Source organism: Clostridium paraputrificum (assembly GCF_900447045.1).
Taxonomy (GTDB): domain Bacteria; phylum Bacillota; class Clostridia; order Clostridiales; family Clostridiaceae; genus Clostridium; species Clostridium paraputrificum.
On the sequence record NZ_UAWH01000014.1, the window covers coordinates 914907 to 939382 of the forward strand.

Below are 24476 nucleotides of genomic sequence, written 5' to 3' on the forward strand. Positions count from 1 at the left end.
TTATGAAATATGTTGTATTAGGTGCTTCAGCAGCAGGAATTAATGGGGTAAGACAACTTAGAGCTTTAGACAGCAATGCTCAAATCACTTTAATATCTAAGGATGATAAGATTTATTCAAGATGTATACTTCATCACTATATGGAAGGCATTAGAGATGTTAAAAAGTTAGAGTTTGTTGAAGATAATTTCATAGAAGAAAATAAAATAGAGTGGATTAAAGGAATTGGAGCAGCTTCTTTAAATGCTAGAGAAAAAGAGGTTGTATTAGAAGATGGAAGAAAGGTTTCATTTGATAAGTTACTTATAGCAACTGGTGCTAACACATTCTTCCCGCCAATACCACATTTAAGAGAGGCTAAAAATGCTATTGGTTTCCGTAATTTTGATGATTGTGAAAAGATTATGGAAATGTCAAAGGTATGTAATAATATAGTTGTAATGGGAGCAGGTCTTGTTGGAATAGATGTTATCTCAGGGCTAATACATACTGGAAAGAATATTTCTTTAGTAGAAATGAAAGGTCATATGTTATCCATACAGCTTGATAAAAAAGCAGCATCAGCCTATGAAGAAGGATTTAAAAAACATGGTGTAAATCAATATTATGAAAAAGGAATTAAAGAATTAATAGTTAACGAGAATGGAGAAATAATAGAAATAATATTAACTAGTGGAGAGGTTATTCCTTGTGATTTGTTAATAGTTGCTGCAGGTGTTCGTTCAAATGTAGCCTTTTTAGAGGGAAGTGGAGTAGAAGTAGATAGATTTGGATTGGTTATAGATGAACTTGGGAGAACAAATGTGGAAGATATTTATGGTGCAGGAGATGTAACAGGAAGAAATCCAATTTGGCCAACTGCAGCAAAGGAAGGGATAATTGCAGCAAGTAATATGACAGGTGTAAAGGCTGAAATGACTGACTTTTTTGCAAGTAAATCAACCATGAACTTTTTAGGAATTCCAACTATGTCATTAGGAATAAATGAACCTGAAGATGATAGCTATACAGTTGTAATGGAAAATGATGATGAGGGGAATTATAAAAAGATAATCCATAAGGATGGAAAGATATATGGAGCAATTATTCAAGGTGATTTATCATATTCAGGAATACTTACTCAATTAATTAAGAATAATATAGATGTATCAAAGATTAAAAAGTCATTATTTAAGATAGATTATTCTGATTTCTTTAATATGAAAGATAACTTTGAATTTACATATGATAATTAAGGGGAGAAACAAATGAAAAACAATAGTTTTGTAGATAAGTTTAAAAACATACCAGTACCATTACTTCCAACAATGGTTGGTGCAGCAACACTATCAAATGTATATTTAACACTGGGATATACATGGATTAGACATATAACAATGATGTTATCAGCAATAATTTTAATAGCTTATATAATAAAGATTGTAACTAATTTTAATGTAGTTAAAAATGAATATTCTAATACAGTTCCAGCAAGTTTATATGCAGGATTTACAATGATTACTATGATCTTAGGAAGTTATGTATTTGACTTTAGCCCTACAATTGGTAAAGCAATGTGGTTTGTTGGGTTAATATTACATGCAATTCATATAGTTATATTTACATATAGAAACGTAATTAAGGGAGTAAATATAGATACTTTTCTTCCAAGTTGGTTTGTTACTTATAATGGAATAATGGTTTCAACTGTAGTTGGTGGTGTGATGAATGAACCAACAATAGGAAAGATAGTTGTTTATTATGGTATAGCAGTTTTAATTATTATAATGCCTTTTATGTTATATAGGCTAGCAACAACTGATATTAAAGATGCAGTACATCATACTCAAGCAATACTGTTGGCACCATCAAGTCTTTGTTTAGTAAGTTATTTAAACTTTATTAAGGAACCTAATAAGTTTGTAGTATATGCATTATATGCTTTAGTTTTCTGTACATTATTATTTATAATTGTAAAGCTACCAAGGTTTTTCTCATTTGATTTTCATCCGGGATTTGCTGGAATGACATTCCCTATGGCAATAGGTATTGTTGCTTCAATAAAAATGTCGGGATTTTTAAAAGGTCAAGGATATGATGTTTTAAGTAATATGGTTAAAGAAATAAGTGGTATACAAATATACTTAACAACTGCAATTGTTTCAATAGTTGTATTTGGAATTTTAAGAATAGTAATTAGAAAATTTAAAGAAAAATAAATATAAAATGTATCTTGAAAAAAATCAAGATGCATTTTTTTAACTTTTTTAAAAATTATTATTAATTTTTTTTAAAATCCTCCGATATTATTAATTGTACAGGAGAAAAAAGGAGGATAGTAGCAAATGAAGAAAAAAATATTTAATAGAAAGAGTATAGGGTTTAAGATTTTTAAAGTAATTATTCCTATAATTATGATTACTACTATATTATTAGCATCACTAACTTATTTAAAGTCAAAGGAAGCGATACTTAAATTATCTAAAGACCTTTTATCACAGGTGGCAAAGGATACATCACAATTAGTACAGAAGGAGATTCGTGGTAATGCACAACTTTCTGAAGATATGGCAAAACTTATAACATTAAAGAATATAACATCTAAAGATGAGATAATGAAGCTATTAGGAGAGGAAAAAGAAAAATCATCATTTAAGACCCTTGCTTTTGCAGATAAGGAAGGAAATTATACTGATACCAATGGAAAAATAACGAATATAAAAGAAACATCACATTTTAAAATGGCTATAGGGGGAACAAGAGCAGCCTCTGAACTATACATATCAAAAATTGATGGCAAATTAGAAGTAGCATATTGTGCTCCTATTAAATCTGGAGAGGAAATAATAGGTGTAGTAGTTGCTACAAAAGATGGATTAGAATACAGTAATATTGTAAACTCTTTAGAAATAGGATATGAAGGACAAGCATTTATACTAGATAGAGAAACTAAGCAAATTCTTGCATTCCCAGATAATGAGATAGTTGAGAAGTTAACATTATTACCTGATTTAGTAAATGGTGACAGCGACTATAAGGACTTTGGTAGAGCTGCAGAAGAAATGATGGAAAATATAAACGGTGTTACATCTTATAAGGTAGATGGAAAGAACTATATAACAGTTTATACAGGAATTCTTTCAGATTATTGGGTTCTTGGAGTAACTGTAAGCGAAAGTGAAATATTAAAGGGTGCTAAAGAAATAGGAGTTTTCTTAATAGCAATAGGATTATTATTGATTATTGTATCATCAATAATAGTAATTTTAATTTCAAGAAATATTTCAAATGGTGTAGTTAAGTTAAAAGAGTCAATTGGTAAAATAGCTGATGGAGATTTTGCTAGTGAAATAGAAGAAAGCTTAATAAATAGAAATGATGAGTTTGGAGAAATAGCTATTGATGTAGAAAAAATAAATATTAGTATGTCAAGTATTATAGAGAAGTTAAAGATAGTATCAGCTAAGGTGGATTCTACTTCTGGAGAGTTACATTCTTTATTCCAAACAATAAATACTAATAATGAAAATATATCTATATCATTAAATGATATAGCAGGAGGTACATCAACTCAAACGGATAATCTTTCTAGTATCACTTTAAAACTAGATAACTTTAATTATATATTAAATGATATGAACTCATGCATACAAGCTATAAGCCAAGTAGCTGAAGATATAAATAAAAATGCTAAAAATAGTAATACTGATATGATAAGTGTAACAAATTCTATTAAGGATCTTACTTGTAAATTTGAAGATTTTATTAACATGATAAATAGAATGGGAAGTAAATTCGATGGAATAACTAATATAACATCATTGATTCAACAAATATCTGAAAATACAAACTTACTTTCTCTAAATGCAGCAATAGAATCTGCAAGAGCTGGGGAAGCAGGAAAAGGATTTAGTGTTGTTGCAGAAGAGATAAGAAAGCTTGCAGTTGAAAGTAGTACTTCAACAAAGAAAATTAATGAGGCTGTAGGCGAGATACTACAAGAAATGAATGTTTTAATTTTAGAATCTAAGGGGATGAGTGAGTATATAAATGGACAAAGTCAATCAATAAATAAAGCAATATCAAGCTTTGAAAATATATCTAAGTCTATTGATAACATACATCCAATGATTAGTGAAGTTATAGATAAATCAAACAAAGTGAATGATGAAAAGAAAGATATTTTATCAAGTATAGATGAATTACTTGCAATATCAGAAGAGGTTACAGCATCTTCTGAAGAAATTGCATCATCTTCAAAGGAAGTAACATTATTAAGCAATGATGCAGTTAAGGAATCTGACTCTTTAGTAGAACAAACTTCTAATATGAAATGTGAATTAGAAAAATTTAAAACACGATAGAATATTTACATTGATTTTTAGGAAGAAACGCTATTTATTATAGTGTTTCTTTTCTTTTATGAAAGTATATGTTTAAACATACACATCTTAAGAATCTTTAAATATATTATTAATATATTACTAGAATTAAAGGAAGGAAAGTAATGAGTATAGTTGATAGAGAAAAGATTGATAGTATAGGTATAGATAATAAATTTGGAAATGTCATTTTAACAATAAATGATGATTCATCATGGAGAGATGAATATCAACATTTAACTATTTTACAGGATAAAATTAATTCATACTTAGAGTTTATTGATAATGGAGAGTTATATAAGAATTATCCCAATGCAGAAGGAAAGAGAATAGAAATATTAATTAATTTCAAAAATGGAATTACACCAAAATGTGAAGCATATTTAAATAGGATAAGAAATAAACTTGTAATTTTAGGGATAAATGTTGTTTATAAAATTGAAGATTAAAAGGGAGATTGTATAACAATTTCCCTTTTTAACATTTTAAATACAAAATGGTACTAAGTAGTAATAAAAATAAAATTTAAAAAATTATTAAAAAAGTGTTGAAAACGAAAACACGATATGCTATATTATGAATATACAAAATAATGTATATTGAAAGGGAGAAATATGGAGATTAAAAGTAAATTGATGCAGAAGATTGGTATCATGTCAGCAAACCTTTCAAATGAATTTATTCAACTGGATGTAGATGATAGAATTCCAACAGTTGCATTTTTATCTGAAAAGTATGAAACTGCAAGAGGTACAGTTCAAAGTTCTCTTAAGTTATTACAGGATTATGGTGCAATAAAGTTAGAATCTAGAGGACATTTAGGTACATTTATTACTTATATAGATTATCTGAAATTATTAGAAGTAGCAGGGATAAATTCATTAGTTGGAGTTATGCCATTACCATACTCAAAAAGATATGAAGGTTTAGCTACAGGGATATTCAATACATTAAACGATAGACACCTATCAGTAAATTTAGCCTTTATGAGGGGTGCAAATCATAGATTAAAAGCCTTGTTAGATGGAAGATATGATTTTGCAGTTACTTCAAGATTAACAGCAGATTATTATTTAAAAAATAATGAACCTATAGAAATAGTGGCAGCATTTGGCGATTATTCTTACGTAAATGAGCATGTTCTTGTTGTAAGAAATGATAATGATGGTGTTATAAGAAATAATATGAAGGTTGGTATAGATAGGTCTTCAATAGACCAATCATCACTAACGTTATCATATTTTAATGATTTTAATGTAGAGTATGTTGATATGTATTACAGTTCTCTTAAAAATGCCATAAAGAACAAAGAAGTAGATGCGGCAATATGGAATAAAGATGATATTGATGGCGATGAAGTAAAGGTATTAAAGCTTGGAAGAGAGAATTTGGGAATATCAGATACAGAAGCAGTAATTATTACATCAAAGAAGAACGCAATATTACCAAAGTTATTCTCTAAAAATTTAGATAGAAAAGAAGTTTTAAGATATCAAAGAGAAGTATTAGAAGGTTTAATCATGCCTAATTATTAGGCTTGATTTTAAGTTAATATACAAAATTTTGTACATTGAGGTGGAAAGATGGATTTAACAATAAGATTAAACATTCTTAGGGATGCAGGTCAAATTACAGAAAAAACTTATAACCAAATACTTAAGGTAATAGCATTTTTTAAAGAAAAACTAGGAATTGAATTAAAGGAAGAAAATGGAGCAATGTTTATAACTCATTTATCTTCAGCATTAACTAGAATAGAGCAAAACAAATTAGTTGAAAATATAGATGAATTTATATTTGAACAAGTAAAGTCTGATATTAATTATAAAAGGGCTGTGGAGGTTACAAATTATTTAGAGGAAATATTAGGAGAGTTACCAAGACAAGAAAGAGATTTTATTGAGATGCATATTTGCACTCTATTAAATAAATAAGATTTAGGAGGAGAATTTCATGAAAAGAATAGTTATTGGTGGACAAATAGACAAGCAAAAAGTGGCTGATATAACAGCAAAGGTAGCAGGAGATAGAGCAACGATTGAAATCAAGAGTGATATAGAGGCAGCTATGGCAATAAAAACAGGTATGGCTGATATATATCTTGGTGCATGCAACACTGGTGGAGGTGGTGCATTAGCTATGGCAATAGCGCTACTAGGAATGGGAGAATGTGCAACAATATCAATGCCTGGACATATTAAAAGTGAGGAGGAAATAAAGGCAGAAGTTGAAGCAGGTAAAAAAGCGTACGGTTTTACAGCTCAACATGCTGAGGAAGTAGTTCCAATAATTTTAAAATACTTACTATAAGTTAGTATTAAATTATAAAAGGGGATGTATAGTTATGAAAAGAAAGCTTGTTGTAAAAATATTGGTAGGAGCAGTTTTATTTGGTCAATCAATATCGATAGCTAGTCCTGTAATTGTAAATGCAAAGGAGGTAAATAGTACTTATAGTATCAATTATATGCAAAAAGATAATGCTAGTATAGTTAATATTGATAAGAATGATTTAAGTAAAATTGACGATTTAGTAAATGAGAATATTAAAAATGGAACTTTCCCAGGGGGAGTAGTTTTAGTTGCTAAAGATGGGAAGATAGTATATGAAAAGGCTTTTGGAGATTCTCAAAAATATGATATGGGAAAAGAATTAGAAAAGCCAAGAAAGACATCTGTAGAAACTATATATGATTTAGCATCAGTAACAAAGGTAATGGCTACAACACAAGCAATAATGAAACTATCATATGAGGGAAAGTTAGATGTCAATGATAAGGTTATAAAGCACATTCCTGAGTTTGGGAAAAATGGTAAAGAGAATGTGAAAATAAAAGATTTACTTACTCATACATCTGGATTAACACCATGGAAACCAACTTTTTATTATGCATCTACTCCGGAAGAAGAATTAAAATTTATATGTGACTTACCACTTGAATACGAAACTGGAACAGATAGAAAATATAGTGATTTTAGTTTTATGACTTTAGGTTTTATTGTTGAAGCAGTAACAGGTGAAAAGCTAGATGAATATGTAGAAAATGAAATATATAAGCCTTTAGGAATGGATGACACAATGTATGTACCTTTAAATAAAAATGCTTCATTAAAGGATAGAATAGCAGCAACTTCATGGGGAAATCCATACGAATATAAGATGGTTGACGATGATAATTTTGGATATGTATGTGAAGAAGAAGCAGAAGACTTCAAAGGATGGAGAGATTATACATTAATTGGTGAAGTTAATGATGGTAATGCATGGTATGCAAATAAAGGTGTAGCTGGTCATGCAGGAGTTTTTTCTACAGCTAGTGACTTATCTAAATTAGGGCAACTTATATTAAATGGTGGAACATACAATGGAGTAACATTATATGATCAAGCAACAGTAGATGAGTTTACATCAATCCAAAGTAAATTTGGTCATGGATATGGTTGGGAAATAAATAGAGGTGGAGAAAATAGCGGCTACATGGGTAAATATGCTAACGATAATGTGTTTGGCCATACAGGATTTTCAGGTACACAAGTAATATTTGATAAAGAAAATGACTTACAGATTATTTCGTTAACTAACAAACAAAATAATGGAGTGAATGAGTCAGGTAGTTATCCTAGTACTTTTAAATTTAGTAGAGAGTTATGTAATATCGTATATGAATCTATAATGCCAGAAATAAATATTACTGGAGTTGAGAATGGAAAAGTTTATTCTAAATCAGTAAAAGCAGAAATAGCAGTTGGAGAAAATGATACTTTATTAGAAGTATTACTTGATGGAAAAGAATATAAAAATGAAGAGATATCAGAAGTTGGAGAGCATACATTATTGGTTAAAGCTCAAGGTAGATATGGTAAGGAAACTGTAAAAGAAATTAAATTTGTTATAGAAAAGAATTCTGCTACAAATCCGTCTGATAAAGATGAAACTGATAAAAATGAGTCAGAAAATGATAATGATAAGATTGAAAGTAGCCAACCTGTAAAAACTGGAGATAGTGCTGGTAATATAGGAATGCTAGTGGTTGGAGCAATAAGTTCTTTAGGAGTTATATTTAAATTATTAAAAAAATAGTTAATGTTATTAAATTAAGATAGAGCTTTATAGAAATATTTAAGAACTAATTAGATAAGGAGAGATATTAATGCAATATTTAGTAATAGCACTTCTAGGTGCATTATCAGCAATTTTAGTTAACCAAGGAATAGCAGTTTTTAACGATGGTTTTAGAGCAATTGTTCCAGAATTTTTAGAAGGTAGAATGAATAGAAAAGCCTTAGCAGCAACTTCTTTTGCAATTAGTTTTGGACTTGTTATAGGTTTTGGTATTCCTGTATCAATAGCAGCATCAATTATTTTAGTGCATAGTATATTACTTGGTACAGATATCATTGGAACTTTCTGTCCTAGTGGAAAGAAGGGAATTGTATTATCAGGAGTTGTTGGGGCTATATATGGAATAGGTATCGTTTATGGACTTCAATTTGTTGTAGATTTATTTGCTAAATTACCAGTAAATTTCTTAGAACCATTAAAAATGGTTGGAACTCCGATTACAGTGGCTTTTGCGGTTTTTCCAGCACTAGTTGTAGCATATCAATTTGGATATAAAAAAGGATTAATTACAGGAATTATAGCATTATTAGTTAGACAAATTACAGTTATGTATGGAACATTTAAAATTGGAGAAAACACAATTAAGCTAGATCAAGAAGGTATGGCATTACTTGCAGGTATGATTATTATGATAGCTTTTGCAATGAAAGAAAAGCCAGATGAAAACGCAACCAAAGTAGATTTAACAGCAATATTTGCAGAAAGAGTAAAGAGAATAAAAAAGAATTTACCTATATTAGCAGTAATGGGAGGATTAATTTCAGCAGCTACAAGTCTTTGTTTGTTAGCAGGAGATCCTATAAGTTTAAATCTTTTAGCTGAAGGTAAAAATGTTGAAGCTGCTATGACAGCATTTGCTAGAGGTATAGGGTTTATTCCACTAGTAGCTACAACAGCTATTTCAACAGGTGTATATGCACCAGCAGGTATGACGTTTGTATTTGTTGTTGGATTATTAATATCTAATCCTTTAATTGCATTTATAGCTGGAGCAGCAGTAATGGCTATTGAGATTTTATTATTAGATGTATTAGCTAAGCTAATGGACAAGTTCCCAGGTGTAAGAAAATGTGGTGATAATATAAGAACAGCAATGAGTAAGGTGTTAGAAGTAGCATTACTTGTTGGAGGAATGATGGCTGCTCAAGCTATGGCTCCAGGATTTGGATTATTTATGGTAGTAGGCTTATATGTTTTAAATAAGACTTCAAAGAAGCCAATAGTAGATATGGCTGTTGGACCAGTTGGAGCAATTGGAGTAGGTATATTAATTAATATTTTATATTTAATAGGATTATATCAAATACCAGCTTAAATTTAACAATTATAAAGTAAAAGATTATGTTTTGATATTTTGATAAAGTAATTGGGTGGAATCTAATCTATGATTGGATTTCACCCATAAGTATCAATAAATTATTATTAGTTAGGATGGATATTTATGAATATAAATAAAGAAATAATTTATGCTCATGAACATACTACTATAGATTTGTCAGGAATAAAAAAAGATAAAGATTGTCATTTAGATAATAAGGAGCAAACGATTGAAGAGTTTAGAAATTTAGTTTCTAAAGGAGTATCAACAATAATTGACATGACTAATAGAGGTATGGGTAGAGATTTACAATATGTAAATGAAGTAAGTAAAGAAAGTGGGATTAAGATATTAAGTGCAACGGGATATTATAAAGAACCATTTTTGCCACAAGAGGTTTACAATCTAGATGAAGTAGAATTATCTAAAATTATGATTAATGAAATATTATATGGGATAGAAGATACAGGGATTAAGGCTTCGGTTATTGGTGAGATAGGAACAAGTTTAAATAGAATTGAAGATATGGAGCATAAGGTTCTAAATGCAGGATGTAGGGCTCATATTGAAACAGGATGTCCAATAGTAACTCATACAACATTGGGAAAGTTAGGACATGAACAAGTTGATGTATTTAAGAAATATAATGTTGATTTAAATAAAGTGATTTTAAGTCATATTGACTTGAGTGGGGATTTAGAATATATGAAATCTCTTTTAGATAAAGGTGTAAATATAGCATTTGATACTATTGGTAAAAATAATTATCAACCAGATGAAAATAGAGTTAAATGGTTAAGAGAATTATGTTTATCAGGTTATTCAAATCAAATAGTTATGTCTGTTGATATAACTAGAAAATCTCATTTTAAAGAAAATGGTGGAATAGGTTATTCATATTTGATAGATACATTTGTACCAATGTTACTTAAATCAGAAATCAAAGATAAATATATTGAAAATATGTTAGTTAATAATATAAAAAGAATTTATCAATTATAGTAGGGGGAAGAGGTATGAAGACATTTCCGTTAAACTCAATTTCATTACAAGAAGCTATGGAATTACAATTTAAAATTATAGATACAGTAACAAAATATTTTGATGGAAGAGAAGTTCTTGCCCTAGGAGATTTAGGTGTAGTAAAAGGCTTAAATAAGCCAACTTATACACAAAAGGTTGAAAAAGTATTTGCAGACGTATTTGATGCAGAGGCATCAATTTTGGTAAGAGGTGCAGGGACAGGTGCAATAAGATGGGGCCTTATAAGTTTTATGAAGTCTGGAGAAAAGATTTTAGTACATGAAGCACCAATATATCCTACGTCAAAAGTAACAATAGAAACTATGGGTCTTAAGGTTGTAAAAGCTAACTTTAATAACATTAATGATATAAAAAGAGTTATAAATGAGAATCCTGACATAAAGGGGGCATTAGTGCAAAATACAAGGCAGCAGATAGAGGATTGTTATGAATTACAAGAGGTAATTCATACTATAAAAAATGAAAATCCAAATATAAGAATTATAACTGATGATAATTATGCTGCATTAAAGATTAAGAAGATAGGAAATCAATGTGGAGCAGATCTTGGAAGTTTTTCATGTTTCAAAATATTAGGACCAGAAGGTGTTGGTGTACTTATCGGAAAGAAAGAACTTATTGATAAAGTATATTCATTAAATTATTCTGGTGGAAGTCAAGTTCAAGGATTTGAAGCAATGGAAGCTTTAAGAGGTTTAGTGTATGCACCTGTGTCATTAGCAATACAGTCACAAGTTAATGAGGAATTAGTTGAAAGATTGAAAGCAGGTGAAATACCTGAAATAAAGGATGCATTTTTAGTTAATGCTCAATCAAAAGTATTAATTGTTGAACTAAAAGAAAATATAGCAGAAAAGGTTCTTGAAATAACACCTAAATATGGTGCTGCATCTCATCCAGTAGGATCTGAATCTAAGTATGAGTTTGCTCCAATGATGTATAGAGTTTCAGGAACATTTAGAGCTGCTGATCCAACATTAGAAAAGAGAATGATAAGAATTAATCCGATGAGAAGTGGAGCAGATACTATAATTAGAATATTAAATAGTGCAATTAAAGAAGCAATGAATGAAGCATAAAAGGAGGGAGTAAGGTGTTTCTAGAAAAGACGGTCGAAAAAAATAAAGAATTAATAAATGTAGCCTTTGAACTCCATAAAAAAGGTGTAATTGAGCCTGATACTTATGTAATTGATTTAGATAGAACTATTGAGAATGCAAGAAGAATTAAAGAAGAAGCTGATAAGTATAATGTTAAATTATATTTCATGTCTAAACAAATTGGTAGAAATCCTTTAGTATGTAAGGAACTTATGAAATTGGGTTATGAAGGTGCAGTTGTAGTAGATTTTAGAGAAGCAGAAGTTATGATAAATAATGGAATAAAGATAGGTCATGTTGGACATCTTGTTCAAATTCCAACTTCATTATTAAAAAAGATAGTTTCAAGTAAACCAGATTATATAACAGTTTATTCTATAGAGAAAGCAAAACAAATAGACCTAGTTTGTAAGGAGCTAGGCATAACTCAGAAGATAATGCTAAGAGTATTAGATGAAAATGATAGCCTTTATTCAGGACAGTATGGTGGTTTTTTCTTGAGTGAGTTAGAGGAGAAGGTTAGTGAACTAATTAGTTTAAAAAATGTAAGGATAGCTGGAATAGCATCTTTTCCATGTTTTTTATATAAAGAATCAGAAAATAAAATTGAGGCAACAAATAATATAAAAACTATTAAAAAAGCAAAAGAAATACTTGAAGAAAAATTTGATTTGAAAATTGATCAATTAAATATGCCTTCAGCTACATGCACAGAAAGCGTTAAGCTAATAAGTGAAAATGGAGGTACTCATGGAGAGCCAGGGCATGGGTTAACTGGTACAACTCCTTTCCATAAATATAATAATACAGCAGAAATCCCAGCTTTAATTTATGTATCGGAAGTATCGCATAATTTACAAGAAAAGTCTTATTGTTATGGTGGAGGACACTATAGAAGATCACATGTAGAAAAAGCTTTAGTAGGAAAGTCATTAGAGGATTCTAAGAAGGTTAAGGTGATTCCACCAACAGATGAAAGTATAGATTATCATTTTGAACTAAGTGAAAATTCAAAAGTTGGAGATACAGTTATTATGGCTTTTAGAAGTCAAATATTTGTTACTAGAAGCAATGTAGCGGTCGTGAAAGGAATTTCAACTAATAAACCTGAGGTAGTTGGATTGTACAATTCACTAGGTATGGAAATTAAATAGTTTTGGAAGTGATAGTATGAAAAAGTTTATAGTTGTTGTGTTAGATGGATTTGGAATTGGTGAAATGGATGATGTAAGCAAGTGTAGACCTACAGACATTGGTTCTAATACATGTTTACATATTTTAGAACAGAGAAAAGATTTAATACTCAACAATCTAGAAAAAATAGGATTAATGAATGTATTATCCAAAGAAGTGAATGGTATGAAGTTCAGTAATACTGCAACATGGGGAAAAGGGAAGTTAACTCATTTTGGTGCTGATACATTCTTTGGACATCAGGAAATAATGGGTACAAGACCTAAAAAGCCATTTACTGAACCTTTAAAGGTTAAGATTGATGAAATATATAAAGTATTGGTGAAAGCAGGATACAAGGTAAGATACTCAGAAGGATTTAGTGAGAAATTATTAATTGTAGAAGAAGCCTTAACTGTGGCAGATAATATAGAGTGCGATTTAGGACAGGCTATAAATATTACATCAGCATTGGATATAATACCTTTTAAAGAAGTTTTAAAAATAGGAAAATTAGTTAGAGAAGTTGTAAAAGTTCCAAGAGTTATTACTTTTGGAGGCAAAGGAATTACTTTAGATAATATATTAAATGCTATTGAAGAAAAAGATGGTGGATTTATTGGAGTGAATGCGCCAAAGTCAGGTGTGTATGATGATGGATATGAGTGTATTCATTTGGGATATGGTGTAGATCCTCAAACACAAGTAACTACTATTTTATCTGAAAATAATATACCTGTATATTTACTTGGAAAAGTTGCAGATGTAGTTATCAATGAAAGAGGAAGAAGTATTTCAATGGTAGATACTAAATCTGTTCTAGAAAGAACTATTGAAATAGCTAAAGAGATAAATAATGGGTTTATTTGTTGTAATGTGCAAGAAACAGATCTAGCTGGACATAGTGAAAATGTAGATAGATATGCAGAAAAACTAAAGATTGCAGATAGTCTTATAGGAGAACTTATTAATACTTTAAAAGAAGAAGATATTCTTATAGTTATGGCTGATCATGGGAATGATCCTACAATAGGACATTCAAAACATACTAGAGAGATGGTCCCATTAATGATAACAGGGAAGAATATAAAAACAGGTGTAAATATAGGAGAAAGAGAAACTCTTTCTGATGTAGGTGCTACTGTTGCAGAATATTTTAATGTTGCTTCACCTGAAAATGGAACTAGTTTTTTGAGTAAAATAATATAGAATAGATAATCTCAGTAAATTTTTACTGAGATTATTTTATAGGAGGCCTTATGAGAAAGATTGATAAAGCTATCGTTTTAGCTAAAGATAATTTAAATAAATCTGTAATGGAAATTAATCCTAATATTTTAGAAGAAGTTAAAGAGAAAGATGAAGAATATTTAACTTTTGGAGTTAAAAACACAGGGGATATTCCTAGAAGCTTAATAGATAACATTAGAAATAATAAAAAGTTTTTATGGACAACTATAGATAGGATGTCTCATTTAGGAAGAAGTATAGATACAGAGTTAATAAATCCATTAACTTATAGAGCAATGACAGGATCTTCTTCAGGAACTGCAATAAATGTTTTTAAAGGGATAAATGATTTTGGCATAGGAACAGATGGAGGAGGATCTGTTTTAGCACCAGCACTAAGTTTAAACTTATTTTCATTCTTAGGAAAAGGTGCAGGGTTAGAAATAAGTAAAAAAGGAGTTTCAACAGATAACATTGCTTTTAAGCCAGGAATAGGATTGATTTCAAAAGATCTTCCTACTCTTAAATGTGTAGTTAATGAGTTGATGTCGCTAGAGGAATATTCTTTAAAAGAAGTGAGGGTTGTTATATCTAAGAAGAATACATGTAAAACAATAGAGGGGGAAGATATTTATAATAAAGTTATTAATATTTTAAATAAAATAAAGAGCTATCATAAATTAACTATAGTGGAATATAGATTTCAGGATATATATAATAGGGAAAGTTCCATTAAAGATATTAATAATATTTTTAGTAATGATATTGGTGATATTATCATTAATTTTGAGGGGCCTATAGATTTATATGGATATGATGAAACAATTCAAAAGAGCTTTTTGGGTAATGGGGCAAAAGAAATAACTAAAAATGGAGGAAAAGCATTAGTAAAATCAGCTAATATATGTAGATGTTCGGCTATTACATTACCAGTAAATGAAATTGCATCTGGAATAGTCTTGTGTTCAAAGGAAGGAAAAGAAAAAATACATGGATTATTTGCTTTAGCAGAAGAAATAAATGAGGTTATAAAAAGACCAGATATATATGAAAAATATTTTATTAGAAAAGAAAAGTTCGTTAATTCATTAGATTTTTAAATATAACAAATCATGAAGTTATAGAGAAAGTTAAGAGGCTGTCTTAAGACAGCCTCTTAATATATAAATTCTATATTTTCATTTAATAAAGGCTTTAAGCTTTCAATAAGTTTTTCTCTTCCGTTACTATAAATAGTTTCTACATAGGTTGATTTTCCTTGAGTAATAAGTAAGGAAAACTTATTAGGTCTTTTTGTAGGTTTAATTTCTATCTTAGATATATCACTAAGTTTTATAGTGGTATTACTTGAGATAATTCTATCCTTAAAAAAATATATAGTGGTATCAGATAGCAAAAATAGGATGTATTGTGGTAAATACATAAAAGCAAATAAATAATAAAAATTAAATGTGCTGAAATTCATTATTTCATTTATTAGAAGTAAGATTATTATTGCTGAAAATACTAAGAAAAATATTGAAGTCCTTGAGGAGCATCTTACTTTACATATAAGTGATTCTTTATTTGTTTTAGCATAATAAATTGATGAGTTTTTATAAATATAGTAAGTAAGAATTAAAATTAGTAGAATAAAAAGTAAGGCAAAGATAAGTTTCATTATAAAAACCTCCCACACAGCTATAGTAAAATTATACCATATGCTTAGAGTCGGCAGGTTAATATTTTTCTTAAATAAACAATAAGAAGTTATTAGTGAATTTTATTTAGAAGATTAAAAAGAGAAATCGCTATGGGATTTCTCTTTTTTACCTTTAGTTACCTTTTAGAGTATTCTCTTATTTCTTTTAATGTAGCATTTTGCAATTGATTTGATAGATTTTCAATCTTTTGAAGATAGTTATCATCTGTAAGCAAATCAGTCTTTGTTGCCATTCTTTCAATTAGTTTGTCACATACTTCCTTTGAGTAGTGAGAACTATCTTTGTAATATTCAAGGTTAAAAGTTATTTGCTTTACATCTTGGAAATCATATATTTCAACATTAGGGTATTCTCTAAGGGTTTCATACATATATTGCTTAAATCTTAATAATCTTAGGTGCTGATCACCACCAACTGTTCTGTTCCAATATAGGATTGAATTTGGTGGGTAGTATAACTTAAAGTTTACATCAGGATTATCCTTTATTATTGAAAGAAGGTTAGCTTCAAAGTTTTTTTGCATAAGGATATAGTGTTCATTGTCTTTAGGGAAGCTTAACATTCTCTTAAAATCATTCTCTAAAGTATTATCTCTTATGTCAGAATAAATTGGAACCTCATAACCATCTAACACTCTGTCATAAGAATAGATTGTATTAGGATTATCTAAATAAAGATTATTTATATCAAACCCTTCAGGAGTTGATTTATTATTAGTATATAATTGTACTGCATCCTTAAAAATAACAAGATTTAAAAGGTATCTTAAGTCATTAAAAGGATTGTTATCATATAAGTATTCAGGGTATGGAGTTCTATGAAAATCTATTTCATTCTTATACATATAACCATCTACACAAACTATTGCATTTTTTACTTTTCCAGTAGAGATTGCTTTTTTTAACACATTTTTTATCTCATAAGGGGTTCCTCCAGAGATAGAAAGCTTAGCTGATTTTGTGTCAAAAGCTTCATCCATTTTGTTAACAGTCATGTTTTCACTCATAGAGCTTCCAACTAAAATAGTTTCATAATCCAAGTTCTTTGCAAATCCAGCAGCTAGATATCTTTGAATATATAAAGACCTGGATTCCATAAATTCTTTTGATGGATTGTTAAAGTTATATATTTGATAAGGGTCTATAGAGTATATTGCAAATCCCATTGTAAATAAGCTTACTAGCATTATACCTAAAAAACCTATACACCATTTTTTATGCTTATTCATTTTGCACCTCCTAAAAGCTCTTGTAAATAAAGTCACTAACTTTATCAAAGTTTAATGTTGAAATGAAAGTAAGTAATGAAGCTAGTACTAAATTTACAAAAGTAGGATTAAAGTCCTCAGTTGAAATAATATTTTTAAAGTCTACACATATAAGTATAAAACCTATAATTGCAATCTTTAGAGCCATAACAAAATCAGAACCAAAGTCTAAGTTTGCTAGAGCATCTTTTAAGAAATTAAAGTTTCCATTTATAAAGAAATCTGCTCCAAATAATATAATTAATATGGAAAGAGATATTTTTATTATCAATTTATTGTTAATCTTATTAAGTTTATTTATCTTACTTAAAGTAACTAGAAGGACTGCAATTATTAATATTGTAGTTATAACCTTAAAGTTATCCTTAAATAAAGGAAGTATTTCTGGGATAAATGAGAAGTCAAACATTGCTTTTAAAACTTTAAATGCAGACTTTAAATCAGTTGCTCTAAAAAATACCCAAGCAATATTTACAAAGTTAAATGTAATAAATATAGATAAATATTTATTTACATGTATTTTTTTATCTATAAATATTTGATTAATTACACGTGCAATTCCGTGTAAGATACCCCATATAATAAATCCCAAGCCTGTACCATGCCATATTCCACTTATTAAGAAGATAATAAATAAGTTTAAGTATGTTCGTGCTTGTCCTTTTCTATTTCCTCCTAAAGGAATATAAAGATATCTAGTAAAGAAGGTACCTAAAGTTATATGCCAACGCTGCCAAAATTCCTTTATAGACCTAGATTTGTAAGGAGTATTAAAGTTCATTGGTAAATTTATATTGAACAGTGCAGCTATTCCTATTGCCATATCACTATATCCGCTAAAGTCAAAATATATTTGAAGAGTATAGCTTAATGCTGTAATCCACCCCTCAAGAAAATTTAAATTTGAACTTAGATCAAATCCATTAGTAACTATTAGTGCAATTGTATCTGCAATAATTACCTTTTTAAATAATCCAATGGAAAATAGGAATATTCCTTTAGAAATACTAGCATAATTTACTTCACTTTTACTGCTTTTATCTAGCTCTTCAGTTAATGAATTATAGTTAACTAAAGGGCCTGAAATAACCTTAGGGAAAAATGTTATGTAAAATAGATAATTTAAAAATGAAAAATCATTAACATTTCCTTTATAGCTATCATAAAGTAATGATATTTGCTGGAATGTAATAAAGCTTATTCCTAGCGGGAATACAATATTTTTAAAGTTAAAGTATTTAAAGAAACATAAAAATAATATGTTTAAAGTAATTCCTAAAATTAAGAAGCTTTTGGTGAGGCTTGTATTATTTTTAGATAAAATTACTTTGGTAAATATATAATTAGTTATTATAGATAAGAAAAATATAAGAATAACTTTTGGGTTATTAGCTCCATAAAAGAAAAGGGAGGCTAGACATAACCAAAATACAAGAGATTTCTTATTATTTAACTTATGTAAACCATAATATCCAATTAAGGATATTGGTAAAAAGAAAATTAAAAATTCATAAGAGTTAAAGCTCATAATTTATCCTCCATAAAATAAGATGTCATGAAATATTATATCTTATTTTATCAATATTTTTCCAAAAAATAAGGGAATCTTAAGAAAATATTTTAATATTTGTAAGATTAGGGGGATACAAATAGAAACTTAAAAACCATTATTATTTCTATAAGATATAGGTGATAGCCCTTCCTTTTCTTTAAATTTCTTAGAAAAATGACTTGAATCTGAATATCCAAGCTGTTGAGCTATTTCAATCATAGTTTTAGAGGTGGTTTTTAAGAGAATTTTAGCTCTATTTATCTTAACTTCATGTACATATTCATTAATGGATATACCCATAGTTTTTTTGAATAATGTACTAATATATGAAGCAGAAACGTTAAGTTCATTAGCCATTTTATTTAAGGAAAAGTAGTTTTCTATATGCATGTGTATATATCTTAAGGAACGGTTAACAGTTAAGCTATTTGTAACCTCCATATTAGATATAATTCTAGTAATATATTGTTTAAATATCTCTATTTCTAGCTCCTGCAAATCTTTTAGTGAAGTACATTTTAGTATTTCTAAATAAAATTTATTATAAATATCGTGAAGAGCTGTTTTTATTATCCTATCCTTAATTACTTCCTTTGATAAAAAAGCATTCCAAATAATAAGGTCATGTTTTTTTTCTAAGATATCCTTATCTATTGAATTTTCATATTCATGTTTCTTTTTTAATCTCTCTAAAATTTGAGGAAAGTTATTTGTCTTTATCAAAATAAAGAAGTCAGTATAAAAGAAATCGTCATCTCCAATAAACTTATCCATATCATCACTCCTAATATATTATATAAAAATTATACAAAAAAACTAAAAAATATAAAAGCTATAAAGTTGTATGGTGCTATAATTCAAGTGAATTTAATAATTTGAGAGGTATTTATATGAAAGAGATAAAAAGCAAGCTTCTTTCAATAACTTGGCCAATAATGATAGAGCTTATACTAATGTATTTATTAGGTAGTATTGATATATTCATGCTTGGTAAATATTCAGATGAAGCAGTAGCAATAGTTGGAGTATCTAACCAAATAATATGGATGGTAAACCTTATGTTTGTAGTAATTACATCTGGGACAACCATTTTATTAACTCAATACTTTGGCTCCAATAAGGATGAAAAAAATATAGTTGAAATTTGTGGCTTATCAATAGGAGTAAATGGAGTTCTTGGTATAGTTTTAAGTATAGTAATAATTCTTGGTGGGGAGTTTATGTTTAAATTGTTAAACACTCCAAGTGAATTAATTTCTATGGGTAATACTTATATGGGGATTGTTGGTGGAGCAAGTTTTGTTGCAGCAATAATGATGACATTTACAGCAATATTAAGAGCATATGGACTTACAAAAACCTGTATGAAGATAACTATATTAATGAATGTAGTAAATGTAATAGGGAATTATATATTGATATTTGGTAATTTTGGATTTCTACAGCTAGGGATTGCAGGTGCAGCTATATCAACTACATTAAGTAAGGTTATAGCTTGTATTTTTTTAGGATATAGAGTTTATAAGGTGGTTATGAATAAGTTTAAATTGGATTTATTTAAAATATTTCCTGTTAATCATTTAAAAAATATAGTTTCAATAGGACTTCCAACATTAGGAGAACAACTTTCATATAACTTAAGCCAATTAGTTATAACAAGCATAATAAATACCATAGGTATAGCCAGTATGGCTACAAAAACTTATGTTGGAAATATTGCTTTTTTAGCCTATCTTTTTGCACAAGGGGTTGCCCAAGGGGGAAGTATTTTAATAGGAAGGCTTATTGGTGAAGGTGAAAAAGATAAAGCATTTAACTTATTTAAATACTGTGTTACTAGATCTCTAATTGTAACAATTAGTATGAGTATTTTACTTGCTATAGTTGGAAAGTATATATTGGCAATATTTACAACTAATGAAGAGATATTATCCTTAGGAAGTCAGGTTTTATTTGTAAATATATTTCTTGAGTTTGGAAGGACAACGAATCTTATAGGTATTAATGGTTTAAGAGCAACTGGAGATGTAAAGTTTCCTGTATATATAGCAATATTTTCAATGTGGACTTTTGCTGTTGGAATTTCTTATGTTTTAGGTATAGGGCTAGGACTTGGGTTAATTGGAGTATGGATAGGATTTGCATTAGATGAAATCATAAGAGGAGTTTTAGTGGCATTAAGGTGGAAATCAAGAAAGTGGGAAGAAAAATCATTTGTTAGATAGAGAAGGAGAGGATAAAATGTGTGGCAGAATAACAAGAGAAGGAATTTTTCATCTTCCAAAGAGTAATTATTCTTATGGATATGATAGTGAAACCTTACATTTAAGGATTAGGACCAAAAAAGGAGAAGTAAAAAAAGCTTATTTAAGAATTGGAGATCCTTATATATGGGAAGTTGGGGGAGCAGATGGTGGTAACTTAGGTGCTGGAGGTACAGGATGGAAAGCTGAAACTCTTCCTATGAAAAAAGAGGTTGAAACAGAGTATTTTGATTATTGGATAGGAGAATATAAGCCAGAAAAAAAGAGGTCGAGATATGCATTTATATTAGAAGGGAAAGAGGAAAAAATCCTTTTTACTGAAAAGAAGATATATGAATTAGGAAAAAATGATGATATCTATATATTAAGCAAAGTCTCTGATTTCTTTTGTTTCCCTTATTTGAATAATATAGATGTTCCTAAATCACCAGAATGGGCAAAAGATATGATTTGGTATCAAATATTTCCTGATAGATTTAATAATGGAGATCCATCTATAAATCCTGAAGGAGTGGAGCCTTGGGGAACAGAGCCAACAGGTAAAAACTTCATGGGAGGGGACTTAAGAGGAATAATAGAGAAACTTGATTATTTAGAGGATTTGGGAATTACAGGATTATATCTATGTCCTATTTTTAAAGCAACATCTAATCATAGATATGAAACAATCGATTATTTCCAAATTGATCCAGCCTTAGGAGATAAAGAAACTTTCAAAGAATTAGTTGATGAGTTGCATAAAAGAAATATGAAAATATTATTAGATGGTGTGTTTAATCATATGGGATATTTTTCACCTCAATGGCAGGATGTAATTAAAAATGGTGAAAAATCTAAATTTAAGGATTGGTTTCATATAAATAAGTTCCCAGCAGTAGATAGGCCACTAGAAAAATTAGATGGTAGAAACCTAAATTATGAAACCTTTGGAAGAACCCCTAAAATGCCAAAATTAAATACAGAAAATCCAGATGTTGTTGAGTACTTACTAAAGGTTGGGGAGTACTGGTCTGGTGAAATGAATATTGATGGTTGGAGATTAGATGTAAGTAATGAAATTGATCATGTGTTTTGGAGAAAGTTTAAGGAAAGAATATTAGCAGTAAATCCTAACAGTTATATAGTAGGAGAGATATGGCATGATTCTTTACCTTGGCTTATGGGGGATCAATTTAATGGTGTTATGAATTATCCATTAGGAGATGGGATTAAAGACTTCTTTTGCTATGATTGTGCTAATGGAGAAGAGTTTAAATACATGATTAATAAAGTAAATGTAAGCTATCCAAAGCAAGTAAATGAAGTGATGTTTAATCTTTTAGATAGCCATGATACTCCTAGAATTCTTACATTAGCTAAAGGTAGTAAAGAGAAGGTAAAGTTAGCATTATTATTTATGTTTACTCAAGCTGGTTCTCCTTGCATTTATTATGGTACAGAAATAGGCATGGAAGGTAATCAAGGTAATGGGCAAGAGTTTCATAGAAGATGTATGGCTTGGGATAAAGAAAAACAAGACAAGGATATGTTAGATTTTACTAAAAAATTAATAAATATGAGAAAAGTAAATCCACAGCTTAAAGCACTAGAAAATAAGTGGGTGATAGCAGGAAAAAATACTCCTGTTTTGATATATAAAAAGGAAGATATAACGGTAATAATTAATAATTCAAAGGAGGAAATAGTTATACCTTTCATGGATGAACTAAAAAATAGAAAAGCATTTGATGTATTTAATGAAGAGAATATAGATCTTAAGGAGTCTATAAAATTAAAGGGATATGAATTTAAAGTACTATTATAATTGAAATATAAATTCTTAAATAATGTTATTTACAAATAAAAAAGACTAGAAAATGGATATAAAACATTTTCTAGTCTTTTTATCATGTATTTAAGCAATTAAATACCTCAGGTAAATTTCTTGAAAGATAATTAGCTACTTCATCTTTATATAAGTGATTAATGTTTTCTGATAGGGTAGTATTATCAAATTCTATTTGTAATTTAAATAATGTTTTTCTTTTGGTATCTAATATTTTAACTTTTTTTATTGATGAATACTCAATGAACTTACCATGCATAAATAGACCATTATCAAAGAAATATAGATATTTATTAACATAGTATTCAATAATTTCGTTTATACCATCTAAAATGATTATTAAAAAAAGAATAGTAGCTATAGAAGTTTTAATCAGAATAATTAAGGTGATAATTGTTAATGATACTGTGAAATAAGTAGTTAAATTAGAATTAAGTTTAACTTTATAGATAGGATCTGTTTTATGCTTTTTAATATAATGAGTGGCTGATCTGAAGTATGATACCACCATTCCAATAGCATAGAGAAATAAAATGATTAAGTAATAATGTATATTAGTATTATTTTACAATATAAAGAAAGGGGTGAGAAGTTCAATATATGTATTATTGTAATAGATAAGGTTAAATAATATAATATAGCTATGAGTCATAAGTGGAGGATAATATGAGATTTGATGTGGATTATAATTTAGATATATGCTTAAAGAATGAAATAATAAAAATAAAAGAATGCATATTAGGAATCCTTAAGGTTACTGATATATATCTTTTTGGATCAATTTCGAAAGGAATGTATTCTAAGTATAGCGATATAGATATATTAGCTTTAATTGATGAAGATAAATCAATTAGAGAATTAAAAGAGTTAAGACATTTTTTGGAAGATAAGATAGAAGAGCTTGGAATAGAAAGAGACGTGGATTTAAAGTTATATACTAAAAGGAGATTTTTAGAATTATCATTAAGCCCATCATTTGAACAAGCAATTACTAAGGATTTAATAGATATAAGGAGATGGTAACATTGGTAAAGAGAGATATGTTTTATTTTGCAGATATAGATGAAAAATTTATTTATAATACAAAGAATATAGAGGGGTTAGAAGATGGAGTGTTAGTACACTGTCAACAATGTATAGAAAAAAACTTAAAAGGTATAATTACTAAAAAGTATGGAGTGGTAAATAGGGAACATAATCTTGTGAAATTATTAGAAACTTTATATTTGAGTGATTTTCCAAAGCTTAAAGAATATAAGGGACTTTGCAGAGAATTAAAGGATTTTTATTTTAGTCGTAGATATGCATCAGATGATTATGAAATATTAGATCATAATGAATATGAGGAATATTTGGAAAGATTTTTTGAGTTACTCAATGAATTAAAAGAAATTAGAAAATCAATGGAGCTGCCGCAATAGAGAAAATTTGTTTTTCTATTGCGACGCTTTTTTTATATGAAAAAATATAGCTTCTTAAGTTCTTAAAAAGTTAAGAACTTAAGAAGTTATAGTAA

The 24476-nt window shown here is 28.7% G+C and carries 23 protein-coding genes; 18 read left to right on the forward strand and 5 right to left on the reverse strand.

What is annotated here, in order from left to right:
* Nucleotides 1-2 precede the first annotated feature (2 nt).
* The 14 genes from DR024_RS09305 to DR024_RS09370 all read left to right on the forward strand — a co-directional run bounded on the left by DR024_RS09305 (nt 3) and on the right by DR024_RS09370 (nt 15449).
* Nucleotides 3-1235: an NAD(P)/FAD-dependent oxidoreductase gene (locus tag DR024_RS09305; RefSeq protein WP_055183570.1), complete on the forward strand. Its 1233-nt coding sequence runs from the start codon at nt 3-5 to the stop codon at nt 1233-1235.
* A 12-nt stretch (nt 1236-1247) separates the two neighbouring features.
* Nucleotides 1248-2198: a TDT family transporter gene (locus DR024_RS09310; protein WP_027099706.1), complete on the forward strand. Its 951-nt coding sequence runs from the start codon at nt 1248-1250 to the stop codon at nt 2196-2198.
* A 126-nt stretch (nt 2199-2324) separates the two neighbouring features.
* A complete protein-coding gene (locus DR024_RS09315) occupies nt 2325-4343 on the forward strand; it encodes a methyl-accepting chemotaxis protein (RefSeq protein ID WP_027099707.1) in 2019 nt (672 codons plus the stop codon).
* 143 nt (nt 4344-4486) lie between these two features.
* On the forward strand, nt 4487-4810 hold the full coding sequence (locus tag DR024_RS09320; protein WP_027099708.1) for a DUF6572 domain-containing protein: 324 nt from the start codon (nt 4487-4489) through the stop codon (nt 4808-4810).
* 165 nt (nt 4811-4975) lie between these two features.
* Nucleotides 4976-5896, forward strand: a complete 921-nt coding sequence (gene yhfZ, locus DR024_RS09325; protein ID WP_111918598.1) for a GntR family transcriptional regulator YhfZ — start codon at nt 4976-4978, stop codon at nt 5894-5896.
* A gap of 48 nt (nt 5897-5944) precedes the next feature.
* Nucleotides 5945-6295: a PRD domain-containing protein gene (locus DR024_RS09330; RefSeq protein WP_027099710.1), complete on the forward strand. Its 351-nt coding sequence runs from the start codon at nt 5945-5947 to the stop codon at nt 6293-6295.
* Nucleotides 6296-6314: 19 nt separating this feature from the next.
* Nucleotides 6315-6671, forward strand: coding sequence for a DUF2620 domain-containing protein (locus DR024_RS09335; RefSeq protein ID WP_027099711.1), 357 nt, complete (start codon nt 6315-6317; stop codon nt 6669-6671).
* A 34-nt stretch (nt 6672-6705) separates the two neighbouring features.
* The gene (locus tag DR024_RS09340; RefSeq protein WP_111918600.1) at nt 6706-8442 is read left to right on the forward strand and encodes a serine hydrolase; all 1737 of its coding nucleotides are present in this window, start codon (nt 6706-6708) and stop codon (nt 8440-8442) included.
* A 70-nt stretch (nt 8443-8512) separates the two neighbouring features.
* Nucleotides 8513-9799 (forward strand): YhfT family protein, encoded by a 1287-nt coding sequence (locus tag DR024_RS09345; RefSeq protein WP_049179693.1) that lies wholly within the window; start codon nt 8513-8515, stop codon nt 9797-9799.
* Nucleotides 9800-9925: 126 nt separating this feature from the next.
* Nucleotides 9926-10804 carry a phosphotriesterase family protein gene (locus tag DR024_RS09350; RefSeq protein WP_172458934.1) on the forward strand — a complete coding sequence of 293 codons (879 nt, stop codon included), beginning with the start codon at nt 9926-9928 and terminating at the stop codon, nt 10802-10804.
* Nucleotides 10805-10818: 14 nt separating this feature from the next.
* On the forward strand, nt 10819-11925 hold the full coding sequence (locus DR024_RS09355) for an aminotransferase class V-fold PLP-dependent enzyme (RefSeq protein WP_027099714.1): 1107 nt from the start codon (nt 10819-10821) through the stop codon (nt 11923-11925).
* Between the two features lie 14 nt (nt 11926-11939).
* Nucleotides 11940-13100, forward strand: a complete 1161-nt coding sequence (locus DR024_RS09360) for a YhfX family PLP-dependent enzyme (protein ID WP_049179696.1) — start codon at nt 11940-11942, stop codon at nt 13098-13100.
* A gap of 16 nt (nt 13101-13116) precedes the next feature.
* Entirely contained in the window at nt 13117-14328 is a 1212-nt protein-coding gene (locus DR024_RS09365; protein WP_055183567.1) for a phosphopentomutase, read from the forward strand.
* 50 nt (nt 14329-14378) lie between these two features.
* The gene (locus DR024_RS09370) at nt 14379-15449 is read left to right on the forward strand and encodes an amidase family protein (RefSeq protein ID WP_051196078.1); all 1071 of its coding nucleotides are present in this window, start codon (nt 14379-14381) and stop codon (nt 15447-15449) included.
* Nucleotides 15450-15505: 56 nt separating this feature from the next.
* Here DR024_RS09370 and DR024_RS09375 read toward each other — a convergent pair whose 3' ends face one another.
* The 4 genes from DR024_RS09375 to DR024_RS09390 all read right to left on the reverse strand — a co-directional run bounded on the left by DR024_RS09375 (nt 15506) and on the right by DR024_RS09390 (nt 19645).
* Nucleotides 15506-16009 carry a hypothetical protein gene (locus DR024_RS09375; protein ID WP_055253647.1) on the reverse strand — a complete coding sequence of 168 codons (504 nt, stop codon included), beginning with the start codon at nt 16007-16009 and terminating at the stop codon, nt 15506-15508.
* Between the two features lie 158 nt (nt 16010-16167).
* On the reverse strand, nt 16168-17280 hold the full coding sequence (locus DR024_RS09380) for a hypothetical protein (RefSeq protein WP_099327746.1): 1113 nt from the start codon (nt 17278-17280) through the stop codon (nt 16168-16170).
* A gap of 10 nt (nt 17281-17290) precedes the next feature.
* Complete coding sequence (locus tag DR024_RS09385) at nt 17291-18847, reverse strand: MBOAT family O-acyltransferase (RefSeq protein ID WP_055183566.1); 1557 nt, start codon at nt 18845-18847, stop codon at nt 17291-17293.
* Nucleotides 18848-18976: 129 nt separating this feature from the next.
* The gene (locus DR024_RS09390; RefSeq protein ID WP_027099721.1) at nt 18977-19645 is read right to left on the reverse strand and encodes a helix-turn-helix transcriptional regulator; all 669 of its coding nucleotides are present in this window, start codon (nt 19643-19645) and stop codon (nt 18977-18979) included.
* 116 nt (nt 19646-19761) lie between these two features.
* Between DR024_RS09390 and DR024_RS09395 the strand changes: the two genes are divergently transcribed.
* Together DR024_RS09395 and DR024_RS09400 are read left to right on the forward strand one after the other, a co-directional pair.
* Nucleotides 19762-21096 (forward strand): MATE family efflux transporter, encoded by a 1335-nt coding sequence (locus DR024_RS09395; RefSeq protein ID WP_242983101.1) that lies wholly within the window; start codon nt 19762-19764, stop codon nt 21094-21096.
* Nucleotides 21086-22939, forward strand: a complete 1854-nt coding sequence (locus DR024_RS09400; RefSeq protein ID WP_242829746.1) for a glycoside hydrolase family 13 protein — start codon at nt 21086-21088, stop codon at nt 22937-22939. The genes DR024_RS09395 and DR024_RS09400 overlap by 11 nt, the downstream gene beginning before the upstream one ends.
* 82 nt (nt 22940-23021) lie before the next feature.
* Here the strand turns inward: DR024_RS09400 and DR024_RS09405 are convergent, their stop codons facing one another.
* Nucleotides 23022-23471: a hypothetical protein gene (locus DR024_RS09405; protein ID WP_141668618.1), complete on the reverse strand. Its 450-nt coding sequence runs from the start codon at nt 23469-23471 to the stop codon at nt 23022-23024.
* Nucleotides 23472-23626: 155 nt separating this feature from the next.
* Between DR024_RS09405 and DR024_RS09410 the strand changes: the two genes are divergently transcribed.
* Nucleotides 23627-23983 carry a nucleotidyltransferase family protein gene (locus DR024_RS09410; RefSeq protein ID WP_027099725.1) on the forward strand — a complete coding sequence of 119 codons (357 nt, stop codon included), beginning with the start codon at nt 23627-23629 and terminating at the stop codon, nt 23981-23983.
* A gap of 2 nt (nt 23984-23985) precedes the next feature.
* Nucleotides 23986-24381 carry a HEPN domain-containing protein gene (locus DR024_RS09415; RefSeq protein WP_049179712.1) on the forward strand — a complete coding sequence of 132 codons (396 nt, stop codon included), beginning with the start codon at nt 23986-23988 and terminating at the stop codon, nt 24379-24381.
* Nucleotides 24382-24476: the final 95 nt, after the last annotated feature.

Bases quoted from the DNA above. Each gene is read 5' to 3' on its own strand.
- DR024_RS09385 (WP_055183566.1), bottom strand. From the start codon at position 18,847: ATGAGCTTTAACTCTTATGAATTTTTAATTTTCTTTTTACCAATATCC.
- DR024_RS09370 (WP_051196078.1), top strand. From the start codon at position 14,379: ATGAGAAAGATTGATAAAGCTATCGTTTTAGCTAAAGATAATTTAAAT.
- DR024_RS09340 (WP_111918600.1), top strand. From the start codon at position 6,706: ATGAAAAGAAAGCTTGTTGTAAAAATATTGGTAGGAGCAGTTTTATTT.
- yhfZ (WP_111918598.1), top strand. From the start codon at position 4,976: ATGGAGATTAAAAGTAAATTGATGCAGAAGATTGGTATCATGTCAGCA.
- DR024_RS09305 (WP_055183570.1), top strand. From the start codon at position 3: ATGAAATATGTTGTATTAGGTGCTTCAGCAGCAGGAATTAATGGGGTA.
- DR024_RS09375 (WP_055253647.1), bottom strand. From the start codon at position 16,009: ATGAAACTTATCTTTGCCTTACTTTTTATTCTACTAATTTTAATTCTT.
- DR024_RS09380 (WP_099327746.1), bottom strand. From the start codon at position 17,280: ATGAATAAGCATAAAAAATGGTGTATAGGTTTTTTAGGTATAATGCTA.
- DR024_RS09395 (WP_242983101.1), top strand. From the start codon at position 19,762: ATGAAAGAGATAAAAAGCAAGCTTCTTTCAATAACTTGGCCAATAATG.
- DR024_RS09410 (WP_027099725.1), top strand. From the start codon at position 23,627: ATGAGATTTGATGTGGATTATAATTTAGATATATGCTTAAAGAATGAA.
- DR024_RS09365 (WP_055183567.1), top strand. From the start codon at position 13,117: ATGAAAAAGTTTATAGTTGTTGTGTTAGATGGATTTGGAATTGGTGAA.
- DR024_RS09405 (WP_141668618.1), bottom strand. From the start codon at position 23,471: ATGGTGGTATCATACTTCAGATCAGCCACTCATTATATTAAAAAGCAT.
- DR024_RS09335 (WP_027099711.1), top strand. From the start codon at position 6,315: ATGAAAAGAATAGTTATTGGTGGACAAATAGACAAGCAAAAAGTGGCT.
- DR024_RS09310 (WP_027099706.1), top strand. From the start codon at position 1,248: ATGAAAAACAATAGTTTTGTAGATAAGTTTAAAAACATACCAGTACCA.
- DR024_RS09355 (WP_027099714.1), top strand. From the start codon at position 10,819: ATGAAGACATTTCCGTTAAACTCAATTTCATTACAAGAAGCTATGGAA.
- DR024_RS09330 (WP_027099710.1), top strand. From the start codon at position 5,945: ATGGATTTAACAATAAGATTAAACATTCTTAGGGATGCAGGTCAAATT.
- DR024_RS09345 (WP_049179693.1), top strand. From the start codon at position 8,513: ATGCAATATTTAGTAATAGCACTTCTAGGTGCATTATCAGCAATTTTA.
- DR024_RS09390 (WP_027099721.1), bottom strand. From the start codon at position 19,645: ATGGATAAGTTTATTGGAGATGACGATTTCTTTTATACTGACTTCTTT.
- DR024_RS09315 (WP_027099707.1), top strand. From the start codon at position 2,325: ATGAAGAAAAAAATATTTAATAGAAAGAGTATAGGGTTTAAGATTTTT.
- DR024_RS09350 (WP_172458934.1), top strand. From the start codon at position 9,926: ATGAATATAAATAAAGAAATAATTTATGCTCATGAACATACTACTATA.
- DR024_RS09320 (WP_027099708.1), top strand. From the start codon at position 4,487: ATGAGTATAGTTGATAGAGAAAAGATTGATAGTATAGGTATAGATAAT.